The organism is Pseudoxanthomonas sp. CCNWLW251 (assembly GCF_037402255.1).
Lineage (GTDB): Bacteria > Pseudomonadota > Gammaproteobacteria > Xanthomonadales > Xanthomonadaceae > Pseudoxanthomonas_A.
In genome coordinates, this window is the sequence record NZ_JBBEGA010000002.1 from 546,779 (window position 1) to 566,496 (window position 19,718).

Annotated in this window: 18 protein-coding genes and 5 tRNA genes; 3 read left to right on the forward strand and 20 right to left on the reverse strand. The window is 65.8% G+C overall.

The window, feature by feature from the left end:
• Positions 1-38: 38 nt before the first annotated feature.
• The 20 genes from rpoB to WBN46_RS09625 all read right to left on the reverse strand — a co-directional run bounded on the left by rpoB (position 39) and on the right by WBN46_RS09625 (position 16,805).
• Entirely contained in the window at positions 39-4,190 is a 4,152-nt protein-coding gene (gene rpoB / locus WBN46_RS09530) for a DNA-directed RNA polymerase subunit beta (RefSeq protein WP_337731296.1), read from the reverse strand.
• A 236-nt stretch (positions 4,191-4,426) separates the two neighbouring features.
• Positions 4,427-4,798, reverse strand: coding sequence for a 50S ribosomal protein L7/L12 (gene rplL, locus WBN46_RS09535; RefSeq protein ID WP_142126299.1), 372 nt, complete (start codon positions 4,796-4,798; stop codon positions 4,427-4,429).
• Between the two features lie 60 nt (positions 4,799-4,858).
• A complete protein-coding gene (gene rplJ / locus WBN46_RS09540; protein ID WP_192201795.1) occupies positions 4,859-5,395 on the reverse strand; it encodes a 50S ribosomal protein L10 in 537 nt (178 codons plus the stop codon).
• 369 nt (positions 5,396-5,764) lie between these two features.
• Complete coding sequence (gene rplA / locus WBN46_RS09545) at positions 5,765-6,463, reverse strand: 50S ribosomal protein L1 (RefSeq protein WP_142126301.1); 699 nt, start codon at positions 6,461-6,463, stop codon at positions 5,765-5,767.
• 3 nt (positions 6,464-6,466) lie between these two features.
• Positions 6,467-6,895, reverse strand: coding sequence for a 50S ribosomal protein L11 (gene rplK, locus WBN46_RS09550; protein WP_055945202.1), 429 nt, complete (start codon positions 6,893-6,895; stop codon positions 6,467-6,469).
• A gap of 200 nt (positions 6,896-7,095) precedes the next feature.
• A complete protein-coding gene (gene nusG / locus WBN46_RS09555) occupies positions 7,096-7,653 on the reverse strand; it encodes a transcription termination/antitermination protein NusG (RefSeq protein ID WP_142126302.1) in 558 nt (185 codons plus the stop codon).
• A 13-nt stretch (positions 7,654-7,666) separates the two neighbouring features.
• The gene (secE, locus tag WBN46_RS09560) at positions 7,667-8,056 is read right to left on the reverse strand and encodes a preprotein translocase subunit SecE (RefSeq protein WP_337731297.1); all 390 of its coding nucleotides are present in this window, start codon (positions 8,054-8,056) and stop codon (positions 7,667-7,669) included.
• A gap of 60 nt (positions 8,057-8,116) precedes the next feature.
• A tRNA-Trp gene (locus tag WBN46_RS09565) sits at positions 8,117-8,192 on the reverse strand.
• 99 nt (positions 8,193-8,291) lie between these two features.
• On the reverse strand, positions 8,292-9,482 hold the full coding sequence (tuf, locus tag WBN46_RS09570) for an elongation factor Tu (protein ID WP_056879796.1): 1,191 nt from the start codon (positions 9,480-9,482) through the stop codon (positions 8,292-8,294).
• A gap of 35 nt (positions 9,483-9,517) precedes the next feature.
• Positions 9,518-9,593 (reverse strand) — tRNA-Thr (locus WBN46_RS09575).
• 52 nt (positions 9,594-9,645) lie between these two features.
• A tRNA-Gly gene (locus WBN46_RS09580) sits at positions 9,646-9,719 on the reverse strand.
• A gap of 39 nt (positions 9,720-9,758) precedes the next feature.
• Positions 9,759-9,844 (reverse strand) — tRNA-Tyr (locus WBN46_RS09585).
• A gap of 108 nt (positions 9,845-9,952) precedes the next feature.
• A complete protein-coding gene (ychF, locus tag WBN46_RS09590) occupies positions 9,953-11,044 on the reverse strand; it encodes a redox-regulated ATPase YchF (protein ID WP_337731298.1) in 1,092 nt (363 codons plus the stop codon).
• 76 nt (positions 11,045-11,120) lie between these two features.
• The gene (gene pth / locus WBN46_RS09595; RefSeq protein WP_337731299.1) at positions 11,121-11,702 is read right to left on the reverse strand and encodes an aminoacyl-tRNA hydrolase; all 582 of its coding nucleotides are present in this window, start codon (positions 11,700-11,702) and stop codon (positions 11,121-11,123) included.
• 51 nt (positions 11,703-11,753) lie between these two features.
• Positions 11,754-12,407 (reverse strand): 50S ribosomal protein L25/general stress protein Ctc, encoded by a 654-nt coding sequence (locus WBN46_RS09600; RefSeq protein WP_337731300.1) that lies wholly within the window; start codon positions 12,405-12,407, stop codon positions 11,754-11,756.
• Positions 12,408-12,518: 111 nt separating this feature from the next.
• Positions 12,519-13,478, reverse strand: coding sequence for a ribose-phosphate diphosphokinase (locus WBN46_RS09605; RefSeq protein ID WP_192201803.1), 960 nt, complete (start codon positions 13,476-13,478; stop codon positions 12,519-12,521).
• A gap of 36 nt (positions 13,479-13,514) precedes the next feature.
• A tRNA-Gln gene (locus tag WBN46_RS09610) sits at positions 13,515-13,590 on the reverse strand.
• On the reverse strand, positions 13,589-14,479 hold the full coding sequence (ispE, locus tag WBN46_RS09615; RefSeq protein WP_337731301.1) for a 4-(cytidine 5'-diphospho)-2-C-methyl-D-erythritol kinase: 891 nt from the start codon (positions 14,477-14,479) through the stop codon (positions 13,589-13,591). The genes WBN46_RS09610 and ispE overlap by 2 nt, the downstream gene beginning before the upstream one ends.
• Positions 14,476-15,126, reverse strand: coding sequence for a lipoprotein insertase outer membrane protein LolB (lolB, locus tag WBN46_RS09620; RefSeq protein WP_337731302.1), 651 nt, complete (start codon positions 15,124-15,126; stop codon positions 14,476-14,478). The genes ispE and lolB overlap by 4 nt, the downstream gene beginning before the upstream one ends.
• Complete coding sequence (locus WBN46_RS09625; protein ID WP_337731303.1) at positions 15,123-16,805, reverse strand: hypothetical protein; 1,683 nt, start codon at positions 16,803-16,805, stop codon at positions 15,123-15,125. Before WBN46_RS09625 ends, lolB begins: the two co-directional genes overlap by 4 nt.
• Positions 16,806-16,882: 77 nt before the next feature.
• Here WBN46_RS09625 and hemA point away from each other — a divergent pair, with 77 nt between their 5' ends.
• Genes hemA through WBN46_RS09640 form a run of 3 tightly spaced genes read left to right on the forward strand, consistent with a single transcriptional unit; the run spans position 16,883 to position 19,675 of the window.
• The gene (hemA, locus tag WBN46_RS09630; protein ID WP_337731304.1) at positions 16,883-18,175 is read left to right on the forward strand and encodes a glutamyl-tRNA reductase; all 1,293 of its coding nucleotides are present in this window, start codon (positions 16,883-16,885) and stop codon (positions 18,173-18,175) included.
• Positions 18,147-19,232 (forward strand): peptide chain release factor 1, encoded by a 1,086-nt coding sequence (gene prfA, locus WBN46_RS09635; protein WP_337731305.1) that lies wholly within the window; start codon positions 18,147-18,149, stop codon positions 19,230-19,232. The genes hemA and prfA overlap by 29 nt, the downstream gene beginning before the upstream one ends.
• The gene (locus WBN46_RS09640; protein WP_337731306.1) at positions 19,229-19,675 is read left to right on the forward strand and encodes a GNAT family N-acetyltransferase; all 447 of its coding nucleotides are present in this window, start codon (positions 19,229-19,231) and stop codon (positions 19,673-19,675) included. Before prfA ends, WBN46_RS09640 begins: the two co-directional genes overlap by 4 nt.
• The last annotated feature ends 43 nt before the right edge of the window (positions 19,676-19,718 follow it).

A 19,718-nucleotide genomic window follows, 5' to 3' on the forward strand; every position in this document is an offset into this window, starting at 1 on the left:
AGGCGCGGAGGCCGTTGAGTGCCGCCGCGCCGTTGCGATCAGTCTTCCAGTTCCATGTTGATGGCGAGCGAGCGGATTTCCTTCACCAGCACGTTGAAGGATTCCGGCATGCCCGCGACCATCTCGTGGGCACCATCGACGATGTTCTTGTACATCTGGTTGCGGCCCTGCACGTCGTCCGACTTGACCGTCAGCATTTCCTGCAGGGTGTGCGCCGCGCCATAGGCTTCCAGCGCCCAGACTTCCATTTCACCGAAGCGCTGGCCACCGAACTGCGCCTTGCCGCCCAGCGGCTGCTGGGTGACGAGCGAGTACGGACCGGTGGAACGCGCGTGCATCTTGTCGTCCACCAGGTGGTTCAGCTTCAGCATGTGCATGTAGCCGACCGTGGTGTGGCGGTCGAACGCCTCGCCGGTACGGCCGTCGTACAACTGGGTCTGGCCGCTGATCGGCAGGTCCGCGAGTTCGAGCATGTGCTTGATCTCGGTTTCCGCCGCGCCGTCGAACACCGGGGTGGCCATCGGCACGCCGTCGGTCAGGTTCTCGGCCAGCGCGATCAGCTCCTTGTCGCTGAACTGGTCCAGGTCCACGCGGTCCTCGCCCAGCTTCTGGTCGTGGTTGTAGATCTGGGTCAGGAACTTGCGCAGGTCGGCGACCTTGGCCTGGGCTTCCAGCATGTTCTGGATCTTGCGACCCAGCCCCTTGGCGGCCCAGCCCAGGTGCACTTCCAGCACCTGGCCGATGTTCATGCGCGACGGCACGCCCAGCGGGTTCAGCACGATGTCCACGGTCTCGCCGGTGGCCATGTAGGGCATGTCCTCGACAGGAACGATCGTCGACACGACACCCTTGTTGCCGTGGCGGCCGGCCATCTTGTCGCCCGGCTGGATGCGGCGCTTCACGGCCAGGTACACCTTGACCATCTTCAGCACGCCCGGGGCGAGGTCGTCGCCGGCGGTGATCTTGCCGCGCTTGTCGGCGAAGCGACGCTCGAACTCCTTCTCGTGCGCCTGGATCTGCATCTGGGCGCGCTCGATGGCGTCGGACGCATCATCGTCCTTCATGCGCAGGGTGAACCACTCGGACTTCTTCAGGCCGTCCAGGTAGGCGTCGGTGATCGCATCGCCCTTCTTCAGCGTGCCCGGACCACCGTTGGCGACCTTGCCGACCAGCTGCGAACGCAGGCGGGCGTAGATGGCGCCTTCGAGGATGCGGAACTGGTCGTCGAAGTCCTTCTTGACGCGCTTGATCTCGTTTTCCTCGATCTGGCGCGCACGCTTGTCCTTCTCGATGCCGTCACGGGTGAAGACCTGCACGTCGATGACGGTGCCGTCCATGCCCGGCGGCACGCGCAGCGAGCTGTCCTTCACGTCCGAGGCCTTCTCGCCGAAGATCGCGCGCAGCAGCTTCTCTTCCGGGGTCAGCTGGCTCTCGCCCTTCGGCGTGACCTTGCCCACCATGATGTCGCCGGCGCGCACTTCCGCACCGATGTACACCACGCCACTCTCGTCGAGGCGGTTCAGTGCCTGCTCGGAGACGTTCGGGATGTCGGCGGAGATTTCCTCCGGTCCCAGCTTGGTGTCGCGCGCGACGCAGGTCAGCTCTTCGATGTGGATCGTGGTGTAGCGATCCTCTTCCACCACGCGCTCGGAGAGCAGGATGGAGTCTTCGAAGTTGTAGCCGTTCCACGGCATGAACGCGATCAGCATGTTCTGGCCCAGCGCCAGCTCGCCGATGTCGGTCGAGGGACCGTCGGCCAGCACGTCGCCGCGCGCGACCACATCGCCCACGTTCACCAGCGGACGCTGGTTGATGCAGGTGTTCTGGTTCGAGCGCGTGTACTTGATCAGCGAATAGATGTCGACGCCGGCATCGGTTTCGCCGGAGATCTCGACTTCATTGACCTTGACCACGATGCGGCCGGCGTCGATCTGCTCGACCACGCCGCCACGACGCGCGTTCACGGTCACGCCCGAGTCGCGCGCCACGGCGCGCTCGATGCCGGTACCGACCAGCGGCTTCTGCGCGCGCAGCGTGGGCACAGCCTGGCGCTGCATGTTGGCGCCCATCAATGCGCGGTTGGCGTCATCGTGCTCCAGGAACGGGACCAGCGCCGCGGCGACCGACACGGTCTGCATCGGCGAGACGTCCATGTAGTCGACTTCGCTCGGCGGCTTCAGCAGCGATTCGCCCTGGTAACGGCACGGCACGAACTGCTCGGTCAGGCGGCTCTTGGCGTCATGCAGCGCGTTGGCCTGCGCGATGACGTACTCGTTCTCCTCGATCGCCGACAGGTACTCGATCTCGTCGGTGATCATGCCGTCCACGACCTTGCGGTACGGCGTCTCGAGGAAGCCATAACCGTTGGTGCGGGCGTACACGGCCAGCGAGTTGATCAGGCCGATGTTCGGGCCTTCCGGCGTCTCGATGGTGCAGACGCGACCGTAATGGGTCGGGTGCACGTCGCGGACTTCGAAGCCGGCGCGCTCGCGGGTCAGGCCGCCCGGGCCGAGGGCCGAGACGCGACGCTTGTGCGTGACTTCCGACAGCGGGTTGTTCTGGTCCATGAACTGCGACAGCTGCGAGGAGCCGAAGAACTCCTTGATCGCGGCGGCCACCGGCTTGGCGTTGATCAGTTCCTGCGGGGTCAGGCCTTCGGACTCGGCCATCGACAGGCGTTCCTTCACGGCGCGCTCGACGCGGACCAGGCCCACGCGGAACACGTTCTCGGCCATTTCGCCGACCGAACGCACGCGACGGTTGCCCAGGTGGTCGATGTCATCGACGGTGCCGCGGCCGTTGCGGATCTCGGTCAGGACCTTGATGACGTCCAGGATGTCCGAGGTCTCGCCCAGGCTGGCGACCAGGCGCTTGGCTTCTTCATCGTTGCGCGCGCCGAAGTACTTCTTGTCGTACAGCACGGCTTCGCCGGTGGTTTCCTTGCGGCCCACGCGACGGTTGAACTTCATGCGGCCGACGTTGGAGAGGTCGTAGCGCTCGAAGGTGAAGAACAGGTTGTGGAACAGGTTCTGCGCAGCGTCCTTGGTCGGCGGCTCGCCGGGACGCATCATGCGGTAGATCTCGACCAGCGCTTCCAGCTGGGTCTTGGTCGGATCGATGCGCAGCGTGTTGGACAGGTACGGGCCGCGGTCCAGGTCGTTGACCCACAACGTACCCACGGCGTCCACGCCGGCCTTGCGGAACTTGGCCAGCTGGTCGTCGGTGATTTCGTCGTTGGCGGAAGCCAGCAGCTCGCCGGTGTTGGCGTCGATCACGTCGTGCGACAGGATGCGGCCGACCAGGTATTCATCGGGCACGGCCAGTGCGGCGATGCCCGACTGTTCCAGCTGCTTCACGTGGCGCGCGGTGATGCGCTTGCCGGCTTCCACGATGACCTTGTCGCCATCGGCCAGGTCGAAGTTCAGCGTTTCGCCGCGCAGGCGCTCGGCGACCAGCTCCAGCTGCACGCCTTCCGGCAGGATGTGGAACGTGTTGACATCGAAGAACTCGTTGAGCATTTCCTCGTTGGAGTAGCCCAGCGCACGCAGCAGGATCGAGACCGGCAGCTTGCGGCGACGGTCGATACGCGTGAACAGCGCGTCCTTCGGGTCGAACTCGAAGTCCAGCCAGGAGCCGCGGTAAGGAATGATGCGTGCGCTGTACAGCAGCTTGCCCGAGCTGTGGGTCTTGCCACGGTCGTGGTCGAAGAACACACCCGGCGAGCGGTGCAGCTGCGAGACGATGACGCGCTCGGTGCCGTTGACGATGAAGGTGCCGTTGTCGGTCATGAGCGGGATCTCGCCCAGATAGACCTCCTGCTCCTTCACGTACTTGATGGCCTTGGTGGACGACTCGCGGTCGTAGATCACCAGGCGGACGGTGACGCGCAGCGGTGCGCCGTAGCTCAGGCCACGGTTGCGGCACTCGCGCTCGTCGAACACCGGCTCGCCGAGCTTGTAGCCGACATATTCCAGCGCGGCGTTGCCGCTGTAGCTGGCGATCGGGAAGACCGACTTCAGCGCGGCATGCAGGCCACGGTCTTCGCGCTTGGCGGCGTCGGTGTGCTCCTGCAGGAACTCGCGGTAGGAGTCGACCTGGATGGCGAGCAGGAACGGGACCTCGAGGATCGACCGCTGCTTGCCGAAATCCTTGCGGATGCGCTTCTTTTCGGTGAACGAATATGTCGTCATGTGACTGTGCCTTTGGCAGCGTGGGGCGCGCGTCCGCGACCACACGGGGGACATTCTTTCGAACGGGGGAATTTTCAGTTGGAAGTCGCTGGTATTGCCGGCACCAGCACGCCTTCTGCCGCTACTTCCAACTACAAACTCGCGTTTACATCGCTACGTCTTGAAACGACCGAAGGCCAGGGGCTTTCGCCCCCGGCCTCGGGTTGTCGCCTGGGTGAACCGGCGACGGATACGACTTACTTGACTTCGACGCTCGCACCAGCGGCTTCGAGGTCCTTCTTGAACTTCTCGGCATCTTCCTTCGACACGCCTTCCTTCAGCACGCCGCCGGCCTCGGTGAGGTCCTTGGCTTCCTTCAGGCCCAGGCCGGTGATGGCGCGGACAGCCTTGATGACGTCGACCTTCTTGGCACCGGCGTCCTTCAGGACGATGGTGAACTCGGTCTGCTCTTCGACCGGGGCGGCGGCGGCGGCCGGACCGGCAGCGGCGACGACCGGGGCGGCGGCGGAGACGCCGAACTTCTCTTCGATGGCCTTGACCAGCTCCATCACTTCCATCAGGGTCTTGCCGGCAATGGCGTCGACGATCTGTTCGTTGGAAAGGGACATTGTGTTTACCTTTGGAAATTATCTGGGATTAGGGTTCGTAGAACCGTAAAGACGTCGAACTCAGGCTTCAGCCGGGGCTTCCGCGACGGCTTCCGCCGGCGCTTCGCCACCACCCTGCTTGTCGGCCACGGCCTTGACGGCACGGGCGAACATCGCGGCGGGCTCGGCCAGCACGCGGGCCAGCATGGCCAGCGCCTGATCGCGGGTCGGCAGCGATGCCAGGACTTCCACATGGCTGGCCGGATACAGCTGGCCACCCACGGAGACGACCTTCGGCTGCAGCTTGTCGTTGCCCTTGGCGAATTCCTTGATCAGGCGACCGGCGGCGCCGGGCTCCTCGGTCGAAAACGCATACAGCAGCGGACCGACGAGCTTGTCCTGGACAACCTCGAACTCGGTACCGGCCACGGCACGCACGGCCAACGTGTTCTTGACAACTTTCAAGTACACGCCGGTCTCGCGGGCCTTCTTGCGCATCGCGGTCATCTGACTGACCGTGGTGCCTGCGTATTCGGCGGCGACCAGGGAGTGCGCCTTGGCGGCGACGTCTGCCAGTTCGGCGACTACTTCTTGCTTCTGGGACAGATTGAGAGCCATACACTCCTCACTAATTGACTCCGCTTGCGGCTCCTGCCGCTCGCGGTCCTGGACGGCATCCGTCCTGGATGCCGGGGACGCAGAGGTCCCGGCGGTGGCCTGTCTGACTGGCGACCTTGCGGTCGGACTCCAGAAAACTTCCAGAAGGCGGCACCATCTACGCAGGCGCATTCCCGGGGGAATGGATTAAGCGATCCCGCTAGCCACGACGGCGATTCCCTGCCAACACGAGCCTCCGTGCCCGTCGTCATGGCGCGCTGACCGCACCTGCGGTCTTTGACGGCTGTCGCTTGCACCGTTATCCGGCCTGGGCGACTGCCCTCAAAATTCGTTGCGCCCTGCCCCGCGTCGCGGGACAGGGTGATGCGATTACTTCAGGGACAGCGAGGACTGGTCCACGGTCACGCCGGGGCCCATGGTCGAGCTGACCGAGATTTTCTGCAGGTACTGGCCCTTGGAGGTGGCCGGCTTGGCCTTCACCAAGTCGATCAGCAGCGCCTGCAGGTTGGACTTCAGCGCTTCGTCGTCGAAGCTGGCCTTGCCGATGGTGCAGTGGATGATGCCGGCCTTGTCGGTGCGGTAGCGCACCTGGCCCGACTTGGCGTTCTTCACCGCCTCGGCCGGGTTCGGCGACACGGTGCCGACCTTCGGGTTCGGCATCAGGCCGCGCGGGCCCAGGACCGTACCCAGCTTGCCGACCACGCGCATCGCGTCCGGCGTGGCGATGACCACGTCGTAGTTGATGTCGCCGGCCAGCATCTTCTCTGCCAGGTCGTCCATGCCAACGGCTTCGGCGCCGGCAGCAGCGGCTTCGTCAGCCTTGGCGCCAGCCGGGGCGAACACCGCCACGCGGACCGACTTGCCGGTACCGGCCGGCAGCACGGTGGAACCGCGCACCTGCTGGTCGGACTTCTTGGCATCCACGCCCAGGCGCACGGCAACGTCGACGGACTCGACGAACTTCGCCTTGGTGGCGGTCTTGACGATCTTCAGGGCCTCGTCAATGGCGTACGCCTTGCCGGGCGTCACGGCGGCCAGGATGGCCTTCTGTCGCTTGTTCTGTGCCATCTCTTAACCCTCTACCGTCAGGCCCATGGAGCGGGCGGAACCCGCGATCGTACGCACCGCAGCGTCCAGGTCGGCCGCGGTCAGGTCGGGTTCCTTCGCCTTGGCGATGTCCTCGAGCTGCTTGCGGGTGACCTTGCCCACCTTCTCGGTGTTCGGGCGCTTGGAGCCGGACGTGATGCCGACGGCCTTCTTCAGCAGGATCGACGCCGGGGGCGTCTTCGTGATGAAGGTGAAGGTACGGTCGGAATAGGCCGTGATGACCACCGGAATCGGCAGACCCGGCTCCAGCTTCTGCGTGGCGGCATTGAACGCCTTGCAGAATTCCATGATGTTCAGGCCGCGCTGACCCAGCGCAGGACCGACCGGCGGCGAGGGGTTGGCCTGACCGGCCTTCACCTGCAGCTTGATGTAACCGACAACTTTCTTTGCCATGTGAGTACTCTCCGGGTGCTAGCGCCTGGGTAACAGGCTCCCCATCGGACCGGGAAAATCACGCGTCCCGGCATCGCGTTTTCTTGAACGCGCCAATGGCCACCCGAGGGCGGCCATGGCTCCTGCCCGGCGTCGCCGTCAGGGAGCCGCGCAGTATATCAGGGTTTCACAGGGCCGGCTGAATGCGCCGGACCGCCGGATCAGGCCTTCTCGACCTGCCCGAACTCCAGCTCTACCGGGGTGGAACGGCCGAAGATCAGCACCGCCACGCGCAGGCGGCTCTTCTCGTAATTGACTTCCTCGACCACGCCGTTGAAATCGTTGAACGGGCCGTCGGTGACGCGGACCATCTCGCCGGGCTCGAACAGCACCTTGGGCCGGGGCTTCTCGACGCCTTCCTGGACGCGGTCGAGGATGGCGGCCGCCTCCTCGTCACGGATCGGCAGCGGACGGTCAGCGGTGCCACCGATGAAGCCGAGCACCTTGGACGTATCCTTCACCAGGTGCCAGCTCTCGTTGTCCATGCGCGGGATGCCACCCTCGTCGTGGGTCTCGATCTGGACCAGCACATAACCGGGGAAGAACTTGCGCTCGGAACGGCGCTTCTGGCCGGAGCGCATTTCCACGACCTCTTCGGTCGGGACCAGCACGTCGCCGAACTTCTCCTGCATGCCGTCGCGGACGATGCGGTCGCGCAGGGCCTGGGCTACCGACTTCTCGAAGCCAGAATAAGCATGGACGACATACCAGCGCTTCACTGAGCGACTCTCCTCAACGGCCAAAATTCAGAAACCATTCGATCAGCGCCTGGATGGCGAAGTCGAAACCGGCCAGGATCAAGCTAAGCACGATCACCACGATGATCACCACCCACGTCGTGCGGGTAGCCTCTTCGCGGGTCGGCCACACGACCTTGCGCAACTCGAAGCGGGATTCCGCCAGGAACTCGCGCGTGTCACGGCCCTTGCCCGTCTGCAGGAATACCAGCGCACCCAGCACCAGGCCGGCAACGACCGCCAGCGAACGCAGCGGCGTGGCCCACTGGCCATTGAACCACCACCATGCGACCAGGCCAGCCACGACCAGCGCCAGCGCCAGGACGTACTTGGCGATGTCGCCCGCGGAAGTGGCGGCTTTCGATTGTTCGACCTTGCTGTTCACGTCAGTGTCGCTCTTTGCTCTGGGGGAGTGCCGGAGATCCGGACTCCGCGAGGAAGGAAGTGGCACGCCAGGAGGGACTCGAACCCCCAACCTGCGGTTTTGGAGACCGCTGCTCTGCCAATTGAGCTACTGGCGTATCGATTTGCTACAACCTTCCCTTAGACGGCGAAGGCGGACCGAGGTTCCGGTCCGCCCTTGTCGCTGTCCGGCGAGTCCTCGCCGGGACCGCAGGGGCTTACTTGATGATCTTGGCCACCACGCCGGCGCCGACGGTACGGCCGCCCTCGCGGATCGCGAAACGCAGGCCTTCGTCCATCGCCACCGGGTTGATCAGGGTGACCACCATCTTGATGTTGTCACCCGGCATCACCATTTCCACGCCTTCCGGCAGGGTCACGGCGCCCGTGATGTCGGTCGTGCGGAAGTAGAACTGCGGACGGTAACCCTTGAAGAACGGGGTGTGACGGCCGCCTTCGTCCTTGCTCAGCACGTAGACTTCGGCTTCGAACTCGGTGTGCGGGGTGATCGAACCCGGCTTGGCCAGCACCTGGCCACGCTCCACGTCGTCACGCTTGGTGCCGCGCAGCAGCAGACCGGCGTTGTCGCCCGCCTGGCCCTGGTCCAGCAGCTTGCGGAACATTTCCACGCCCGTGACCGTGGTCTTCTGGGTCGGACGGATACCGACGATCTCGATTTCCTCGCCCACCTTGATCACGCCGCGCTCGATACGGCCGGTCACCACGGTGCCGCGGCCCGAGATCGAGAACACGTCTTCCACCGGCATCAGGAACGGCTTGTCGACGTCACGCTCCGGGGTCGGGATCCAGGTGTCCAGCGCGTCCACCAGCTTCAGGATCGCCGGCACGCCGATCTCGCTCTGGTCGCCTTCCAACGCCAAGCGGGCCGAGCCCGAGATGATCGGGGTGTCGTCGCCCGGGAACTCGTACTTGCTCAGCAGTTCGCGGACTTCCATCTCCACCAGCTCCAGCAGCTCGGCGTCGTCCACCATGTCGGCCTTGTTCAGGAACACGACGATGTACGGCACGCCGACCTGACGCGAGAGCAGGATGTGCTCGCGGGTCTGCGGCATCGGGCCGTCAGCGGCCGAGCACACCAGGATCGCGCCGTCCATCTGGGCGGCACCGGTGATCATGTTCTTCACGTAGTCGGCGTGGCCCGGGCAATCCACGTGCGCGTAGTGGCGCGCGGCAGATTCGTATTCCACGTGCGCGGTCGAGATCGTGATGCCGCGCGCCTTCTCTTCCGGCGCTGCGTCGATCGCGTCGTACGCCTTGAACTCGCCACCGAAACGCTCCGCGCCGATCTTCGTCAGCGCCGCCGTCAGCGTCGTCTTGCCGTGGTCAACGTGACCAATCGTGCCCACGTTCACGTGGGGCTTGGTGCGTTCGAACTTACCCTTTGCCATGGCTGCTGGTTCTCGAGTGGATCAATGGATGGAAGTGGTGCTCACGAAAGGAATCGAACCTTCGACCTCCTCCTTACCAAGGAGGTGCTCTACCGACTGAGCTACGTGAGCGTGAAACCGGTTGTGCTGCCTGGATCGCTGCAGACCCCGTGCTGGTGTTCAGTGGAGCGGGAGACGGGAATCGAACCCGCACTAGTAGCTTGGAAGGCTACAGTTCTACCATTGAACTACTCCCGCACCGGGAGACCACTACAACTCAAAACAACAACGAAAACGTGGTGGAGGGAGGTGGATTCGAACCACCGAAGGCGTAAGCCAGCAGATTTACAGTCTGCCCCCGTTGGCCGCTTGGGTATCCCTCCGGGATCACCGGACTGACTGGGCCGGGGCCAAATCAAACCAGGGTGAAACAGCCCGAGATTTTGGCGCGTGCCGACCCTTCTGTCAACGCGCCAGCCATATTTTTTTTCTCAGACGTTGAACCGGAAATGCAGGACATCGCCTTCCTGCACGCGATATTCCTTGCCTTCCAGCCGCAGGCGCCCCGCGTCCCGGGCACCGGCTTCGCCCTTGTACTTGAGGAAGTCGTCGAAGGCGATGGTCTCGGCGCGGATGAAGCCCTTCTCGAAATCCGTATGGATCACGGCCGCCGCCTGGGGCGCTGTGGAGCCCGCCCGTACGGTCCAGGCACGTACTTCCTTCACGCCCGCCGTGAAGTAGGTCTGCAGACCCAGCAGCTTGTAGGCCGCCCGGATGACCCGGTTCAGCCCCGGCTCGTCCAGGCCGAGGTCCGCCAGGAAGGCGTCCCGGTCCGCGTCGTCCAACTGGGACAGCTCCTCCTCGATGGCCGCGGACACCGGCACCACCTCGGCACCCTCGGCGGTGGCGCGAGCACGCACGGCTTCCAGGTGCGGATTGTTCTCGAAACCGTCCTCCAGCACGTTGGCCACGTACATCACCGGCTTCAGGGTCAGCAGGAACAGGTCGCGGACCAGCGCCTTCTCCTCGTCGTCCAGCCCCAACGCGCGGCCCGGCTTGCCGTCATTCAACCCTGCCTGCAGCTTCTGCAGCACCGGCTTGCGGGCGATGGCGTCCTTCTCGCCCGCCTTGGCGGAGCGCTCGGCCCGGTTGAGCGCCTTTTCGACGCTCTCGAGGTCGGCCAGTGCCAGTTCGGTGTCGATGGTGTCGATGTCCGAGAGCGGGTCGATCCGGTTGTTGACGTGGATGACGTCATCGTTCTCGAAGCAGCGCACCACGTGGGTGATCGCATCCACTTCACGGATGTGGGCCAGGAACTTGTTGCCCAGGCCTTCACCGCTGGCGGCGCCCGCCACCAGACCGGCGATGTCGACGAATTCCACTGCCGTCGGGATGACCTTCTGCGGCTTGACGATCTCGGCGAGCTGCCCCAGGCGCGGATCCGGCACGGGTACCACGCCCACGTTCGGTTCGATGGTGCAGAACGGGAAGTTGGCCGCGGCGATGCCCGCCTTGGTCAGCGCGTTGAACAGGGTGGATTTGCCGACGTTCGGCAGGCCCACGATGCCGCATTTGATGCCCATGTCTACATCCGGGATTCGTGATTCGTGATTGGTGATTCGCGGCCCGATCCGTGCCCTGCAAATCACCAATCACCAATCACGGCTTCTGCGTGTGCAACCGCGTCATCGCATCCATGAAGTTGCCCGCCACCGCCAGCGGCAGCACATCCAGCGCATCGTCGATCGCCCGCGCGATCAGGATCTCGTCGTCCTTGCCCGGCTTGCCCAGCACCCAGCTGGTCACCCGGTCCTTGTGGCCGGGATGGCCGATGCCGATCCGCAACCGATGGAACTTGCCGTGCCCAAGATGCTGCATGGTGTCGCGCAAGCCGTTCTGTCCGCCGTGGCCGCCATCGAACTTCAGGCGCGCCGCGCCCGGGGCCAGGTCGAGCTCATCATGCGCCAGCAACGCCTCTTCGGGGGCGATCTTCCAGAAACGCAGCGCCGCCGCGACCGACTTGCCACTCAGGTTCATGTAAGTGGCGGGCTTCAACAACCAGACCGGTTGCCCGGCCACCACCACTTTGGTGGTCTCTCCGAACAGCTTGCTCTCCAGCCCGAAGCGCTCACCCTGCCGTTCCGCCAGGGCATCGACAAAATGGAACCCGGCATTGTGCCGGGTTCGGGCATGTTCGGTACCGGGATTGCCCAGTCCGACGATGAGGCGCAAGCCTGCCATGGGGACGCATCGCATACCCTCGCCCGCCAGAGCGGGCGAAGGCTCATGCGATTACTTGTCGTCCTTCTTGGCGACCTTGGCCGCCGGCACTTCCGCCGACTCCACCGGAGTTTCCTCGGCCTCTTCCTTGCCGTGCTTGGCGATCACGACGGCGACGTCGTGTTCCTTGCCCAGCTTCAGCTCGGGGATGACCACGCCGGCCGGCAGCTTGACGTCGGACAGGTGGACCACCGCGCCGATGGCCAGGTCGGCCAGGTCGATCTCGATGAATTCCGGCAGGTCCTTCGGCAGGCACTCGACGACGACTTCGTTCAGCTCGTGGGTGACCACGGCTTCGGCGGACTTGCCGGCCGGCGACTTGTCTTCGTTGAGGAAGTGCAGCGGCACCGCGGTGCGCAGCGTCTCGTTCTCGTTCACGCGCTGGAAGTCCAGGTGCATGATCTGCTGCTTGAACGGATGGCGCTGCATGTCACGCAGCAGTACCTTCTGGATGTCGCCATTGAGGCTCAGGTCCAGGATCGACGAGTAGAACCAGTCGTGCTGGGAGGCCAGCCAGACTTCGTTGTGGTTCAGCTGGATGCTGACCGGCTTCAGTTCGCCACCGTAGACGATGGCAGGCACGGTGCCCGCGTGACGGAGGCGGCGGCTCGCACCCTTACCCTCGTCTTCGCGGCGCTCGACCTTGATTTCATGTGTCTTAGCCATTTGCTTCACTACCTAGGTTGTAGACCGTCTCGCGACGGCTGATGAAAGGTTCACCCGCGACCAGATGAACCCGGAGAGCCGCGCGCCGGTGTCCCGGCGTGCGGCGGAGAATCAATCCACGTACAGCGAGCTGACCGACTCGCCGAAGGCGATGCGGCGGATCGTTTCCGCCAGCAGTTCCGCCACCGACAGCTGGCGGATCTTGCTGCAGCCCTGCGCCTGCGGCGAGAGCGGGATGGTGTCGGTGACGACGAGCTCGTCGAGCACCGAATTGTTCAGGTTGTCCACCGCCGGGCCGGAAAGCACGGGATGGGTGCAGTACGCCGCCACCTTGTTGGCACCGTGCTGCTTCAGCGCGGCCGCAGCGGCACAGAGCGTACCGGCGGTGTCCACGATGTCGTCCACCAGCACGCAGTCCTTGCCTTCCACGTCGCCGATGATGTTCATCACCGTGGCGACGTTGGCGCGCGGGCGGCGCTTGTCGATGATCGCCAGGTCCGCGTCGTCGAGGCGCTTGGCCACCGCACGGGCGCGCACCACGCCGCCGACGTCCGGCGACACGACCAGCAGGTTCTCGGTGCCGTAGGCGCGCCAGATGTCGGCCAACAGCAGCGGGGACGCGTACACGTTGTCCACCGGGATATCGAAGAACCCCTGGATCTGGTCGGCGTGCAGGTCCACCGTCAGCACGCGGTCGGCACTGACCGCGCTGAACATCTTGGCCGCCACCTTGGCCGTGATCGGCACGCGCGAAGAACGCATGCGGCGATCCTGGCGGGCGTAGCCGAAGTACGGCACCACGGCGGTCACGCTGCTGGCCGAGGCGCGCTTCAGCGCGTCGATCAGCACCAGCAGCTCCACCAGGTTCTCGGCACTCGGCGCGCAGGTCGGCTGCACGACGAACACCTCCTGCCGGCGCACGTTCTCCTGGATCTCGACCTGCACTTCGCCGTCGGAGAACCGGGACACCAGCGCCTTGCCGGGACGCACGCCCAGCTCGCGGCAGATGCTGTTCGCCAACGGCTTGTTGGCGTTGCCGGAGAAGACAAGCAGGTTGCGTTCGTCTTGCATGGTCGTCTCGGCAGATGCAGCTAGGACACAGTGAATTGGCAGGGGCGGAAGGATTCGAACCTACGAATGCCGGGATCAAAACCCGGTGCCTTAACCACTTGGCGACGCCCCTAGGCGTATTTCTCCGTTCCGCAATACTGCTCAAGCGTGCGTAGCAGTGGCGAGCGCGCGGCGCCCTCCACCACCCAGGCACGCAGCCCGGCAGGCAAGGTCGCCAGCGCCGCCTCGGCAGAGGCCTTGTCGGCGAACTCCACGAAGCAGCCGCCGCCAGAACCGGTCAAGCGTGGCGCACCGACGCGTGAGAGCACCTGGAAGACCGCCTCGATGGCGGGTTCCCGGCGACGCACGACCGGCTCGAACGCATTGCCGAGCAGTGATCCCGTAACGAAGTCCGATATTTTCGCGGGTGCAGCATCACGCGTCAAATCCTGTGATGCGAAAAGTGCCGCCGTGGGCACGTGGACGCCGGGATCGACCAGCAGATACCACGCCGGCGGCAGCACCAGCGGCGTCAGAACCTCGCCCACCCCCTCCGCCCAGGCATTCCCGCCGCGGACGAAGACAGGGACGTCCGCCCCCAGCCGCAGCCCCAGGGACGCCAGCCGACCCGGGTCCAGACCACACTCCCAAAGCCGATCCAGAGCCACCAATACCGTGGCAGCGTCCGACGACCCTCCACCGAAACCGCCACCGGCAGGAATGCGTTTTTCGACGCCAATGTCCGCTCCTTTGGCGACATTGGCTTCTTTTTTCAATAATTTTGCCGCGCGAACAACGAGATCATCCGCCTCGGAGACGCCCGGAACGGACTCCCCCACCCGCCTGATATCGCCATCTTCGCGGGAGCGCACATGGATCGTGTCTCCCCACTCCAGCAGCCGGAACACGGTCTGCAGCAGGTGGTAGCCATCCGCACGGCGACCGGTGATTTGAAGGGCCAGGTTCAGCTTGGCCGGTGCCGGCCAGGCCGACCAGCCCTCGTCGACCGCAAACGCGGTCATTGCGGTGCCAACTGCCACTGATCGACGGCGACCTTCACCGTCGCGCCCTGCCGTCGCGCCTCCATGCGGCGCGGCATGAACGGCTGGGAGCCCTCGGCTGGAAACCAGTCCAGATAGTCCACTCGCCAACCCTCCTGGGTCAGGGTCCGCAGCCGGCCGTCGGCATCGTATTCCACGCCTTCCGTGGCGGCGGAGGGATCGGCGACACCGCGGGCCCAGTGCACCATCGAGGCCACCGGGATGTCCCAGCCGGTGGCCTCGCGCAGCAGGCGGTCGGCATCGGCCCCTTCGCGCAGCCCGCCCTCCAGCCCTTCCAGTCGGGCGGCCCGGGTCTGCAGGTCACCGCCCAGGCGCCAGCTCTGCCGGGTAACCGGGGCACTCAGCGCGACCAGATAACCGGTGCCCGTCTGCTGCCAGTCGATCCGGCCGCTGCCGCCCTTCCCGTTCGCATTGACCGCCACGCGGCCGGCGAACGACCAGTCCGGCTGCGAGGCGAGCCACGCCGCGCGGGTGGCCTGTGCCGCCTGCGCCGCCGCCACTGCCTCGGGGTCGCGCAGGGCCGGCGAATCCACGGCCGGACCGCGTGTGGCACAGCCCACCATCGACAGGGCCACGAGCCCCGTCAACAGGAATCCTGAAACCTTCATGCGCCTGTCTTCTCCAGCGCCCGCAGCAGCGAGCGGTTGTCGGGGTCGAGCTTGCGGGCTTCGTCGAAATAGCGGCGCGCCTCGTCCTTCTGCCCCATCACCCACAGCACTTCCGCCACATGGGCCGCGATCTCCGGGTCCTTCTGCAGCGTGAACGCGCGACGCAGTTCCACCAGCGCCTCCGCATTGCGCCCCAGCCGGTAGAGCACCCAGCCATAACTGTCGATGATGGCCGCGTCTTCCGGGGCGGCGGTGCGCGCCCGATCGATCAGTTCCAGCGCCTCCTGGTAGCGCGTGGTGCGGTCGGCCAGGGTGTAGCCCAGCGCGTTGAGCGCGGCCACATTGTCCGGCTCGATCACCAGGATGCGGCGGAAGTCGGCCTCGGCGTGGTCGATGCGATCGCGCCGCTCCCAGGCCAGCCCGCGCGAATACAGCAGCGCAAGGTCATCGGGATACGCCGCCAGACCGCGGGCGAAGACCTCCATCTGGCCTTCGTCCTGCTTGTCTTTCTGGCGCAATTCGGCCTCCATGAGATAGGCATCGCGGCGAGTGCCGTCTTCGACGCTGGCATCGCCCTGCAGCTTGCGGGCCTCCGCGAAGGCTTCATCCTTGCGCTCGAGTTCGAACAGGGTATTGATGGCGCGCAGGCGCGCCTCGGCGCGCTGCTCGCCCGCGGGCACGCTGCGGTACCACTCCAGAGCTTCATCCTGACGCTTGAGGAACTCCGCCATCTGCCCCAGCAGCAACCGGCGATCCGGACTGTACTGGGTCGGTTGCCCCGCACCCGACGCCGCCTGCTTCAGTTCCTCATACAGCTCGCCCAGAGACGCCGTATCGTCCGCCTTGGCCAGCAACTGCGCCCGCAAGCCATAGGTCAGCGTGTCCTGCGGGCCCTGGCCCAGCGCGCGCGAGGCCGCCGCCGGGTCGCCCAACCTGTCGTATTCCTCGGCCAGCTTCAGTCGCAGCGCCGCGTCGCTTGAAGCCTTCGGAAGCAGACCGTCCAGCACCGCGCGGGCCTCCTGCTTGCGATCCGCCTGCAGCAACTGGCTGGCCTGCAGCAGGGCAACCAGCGGCTCGCCGGAGAAGCGCTTGACCACATCGCCGACCATCCGTTCGGCCAGCACGGGCTCGTCCATCTGCTGGGCCAGCCCGGTAAACGCCAGCCAAGCCTGCAACGTGTCGGGCATGGCGCCATCGTCGAGCAGATCGCGCAGCAGCCGCGCCGGCAGTTCAGGATCCTTCCCGCCACTGGCCAGTGCCGTGAGCGCGTAACGCCAACCCAGTTCGTCGGGCTCCTTCATCAGCCCGGCCAATTCGCGACGTGCAACCCGCCTCTGCCCCTGGCGCAGTGCCAGCGTGGCCTCCGCACCGCGCAGCGCGAGCGTGCGGGGCGAACGCGCGCGCCACAGCTTGATCGCTTCGGCCGCACGGGCATCGTCCTTGGCCAGCAGCGCAATGCGGGTGGCGCGTTCGGCAAGCCCGGCGTCGTCCTGCTCCCGCGCGGCGTCCAGATACCAGCGCGCGGCGTCCGGCAACTGGCCCGCCTGCAGGGCGAATTCGCCCGCCATCACCGTGGTCAGCGCGTCGTCCTGCCGATGGCCGGGCGGGATCGACGATGCGGCCACCGCGGAGGGTATGGCGGCCGCCATCGCCAGCGCGGCAAACAAGGTGCGAATCATTTCGGGCATGAACGTCACGTCGGCCGTAAAATGGCGGCCCTGATATGAGCCAGCAGCTTACTGCAAGCGCCTGAACGATGACGTTGTGGGTCCTCGGATTGAACCACCAGACCGCGCCGGTCGACCTGCGCGAACGGGTGGCGTTCGACGCCGGCACGGTGCCGCACGCGTTGTCGTCGCTGCGTGCGCTGCCCGACGTGGTCGAAGCCGCCCTGCTGTCGACCTGCAACCGCACCGAGCTGTACGCGGTGGCGGAAGACGGCGACGTGCTGGCGAGCTGGCTGGCCACCCATGCCGAAGGACTCGAGGGTTACCTCTACCGCCACCGGGACGCGGATGCCGTCCGCCATCTGTTCCGGGTCGCGACGGGCCTGGATTCGATGGTGCTGGGCGAGCCGCAGATCCTCGGCCAGGTGAAGGATGCCTGGGCCACAGCGCGCGAACATGGTGCGCTGGGCAATCGCCTGGACCGCCTGTTCCAGCAGACCTTCGCCGTGGCAAAGCGGGCACGCACCGACACCCGCGTGGGGGCCAATCCGGTATCCGTCGCCTCCACGGCAGTACGTCTGGCACAGAACTCCTTCGCGCGCCTCAGCGAATCCACCGTGCTGCTGGTCGGTGCCGGTGAAACCATCGAACTGGCCGCCAAGCACCTCAGCGAAGGTCGCGTGCGCCGCCTGCTGGTCGCCAACCGCACCTTGGCGCACGCGCAGGAACTGGCGACCCGCCACGGTGGCTATGCGCTGCCGTTGGCCGAACTGGAGCGGCACCTGGCCGAAGCCGATGTGGTGTTTTCCGCCACCGCCGCACGCGAACCCGTCGTATTGCATGCCCAGGTCGCGGCCGCGCTGGCCAAGCGCAAGCACAAGCCGATGCTGCTGTTCGACCTGGCCGTGCCACGCGACATCGAAGCATCGGTAGCCGAGCTGCGCGACGCCTATCTGTACACCGTCGACGACCTCGAGCGCGCGGTCGAGGACAACCGCCGCAGCCGGCGTGAAGCCGCCGACGCCGCCGAAGCCATCATCGACGTGCAGGTCGGCCGCTTCATGGAAAGCCTGCTGGCCGGTTCCCGGCAGGAACCGCTCAAGCGCCTGCGCGCGCTGGGCGAGTCCACCCGCGAGGACGTGCTGGCGAAGGCACGCCAGCAACTGGCCAACGGCCGCGACGCCGACCAGGTGCTCGAATTCCTCGCCCACACGCTGACCAACCGCCTGCTGCACCCGCCGACCGCGGCGTTGCGCGACGCGGCCATGAGCGGCGACGCCGAACTGGCGCGCGCCGCCGATCGCCTGTTCCCCGCGCAACCGCCCTACTCCCACCTGAAGAAAGACAAAGACGATGACGCCGACGCTGCGCCGCAAGCTTGAAGCGTTGGCTGAGCGCCGCGAAGAACTCGAACGCCTGCTCGCCGATCCGGACGTGATCGGCGACGGAGACCGCTTCCGCAATTTCTCGCGCGAATTCGCCCAACTGGAACCCGTGGCCAGTGCGATGGCGGAAGAAAAGCGTGCGCAGTCCGACCTGGCCGCCGCGCAGGCGATGCGCGACGATCCGGAACTGGCGGAACTGGCCGACGAGGAAATCACCGCCGCACAGACGCGCCTGGCGCAACTGGACGAAGCCCTGATGCTGCTGCTCGTCCCGAAGGACAACCGCGACGAGGGCAACCTCTTTCTCGAGGTACGCGCCGGCACCGGTGGCGACGAGGCCGCGATCTTCGCCGGCGACCTGTTCCGCATGTACGCCCGCTACGCCGAGCGCCAGGGCTGGAAGGTGGAAATCGAGTCCGACAGCCCCGGCGAGCACGGCGGCTACAAGGAAGTGGTGGCGCGCGTGGTGGGTCGCGGCGCCTATTCCAGGCTCAAGTTCGAATCCGGGACCCATCGCGTGCAACGCGTGCCGGAAACCGAATCACAGGGCCGCATCCACACGTCCGCCGCAACGGTGGCGATCATCCCGGACGTGGACGAGGTGGACGAGATCGTCATCAATCCGGCCGACCTGAAGGTGGACACCTTCCGTTCGTCCGGCGCGGGCGGCCAGCACGTCAACAAGACCGAGTCGGCGATCCGCATCACCCATGTCCCCAGCGGCGTGGTGGTGGAATGCCAGACCGAGCGCAGCCAGCATGCCAACCGCGACAAGGCCATGAAGCGGCTGAAGGCGCAGTTGCTGGATGCGGAACGCAGCAAGCAGCAGGCGGCGCAGGCCGAATCGCGCAAGCTGCAGGTCGGCAGCGGCGACCGCAGCCAGCGCATCCGTACCTACAACTTCCCGCAGGGCCGCATCACCGACCACCGCGTCGAAGGCCTGACGCTCTATGACCTGCCCAACATCCTGCAAGGCAACCTGGACGAACTGGTCGACCGCCTCGGCCGCGAGCACCTGGCCGACGAACTGGCGCGACTGACGGAGGCAGCATGACGACGGTGGTCCGCCGGACGGGACTGACGCACCTGGACGTCGTCGCCCGCCTGTTCGACCAGTACCGCGGCTTCTACGGCCAGCCCTCGGACCCGGCATTGGCACGGGATTTCATCCGCGAGCGGATGGAGCGCGACGAGTCCGTCATCCTGCTCGCCTGGGTAGACGACGCGGCCGTCGGCTTCACCCAGTTGTATCCGGCCTTTTCTTCCGTCAGCGCGTCGCGGGTATGGATTCTCAACGACCTGCTCGTACTGCCGGAAGCGCGTCGCATGGGCGTCGCGCGCGCATTGCTGTCGTCCGCAGCCGAGTTCGCGCGCGCCGACGGGGCATTGCGGCTGGAACTGGAAACCGACCACGACAACGCGAGCGCACAGGCGTTGTACCGGGCCATGGGCTGGGTGCCCTACGACGGCACGCTGCGTTTCCGCCTGCCGCTCTAGCCTGCGCAACGTGGAAGCCGGCTTCCCCGATGCGGAAGCGACA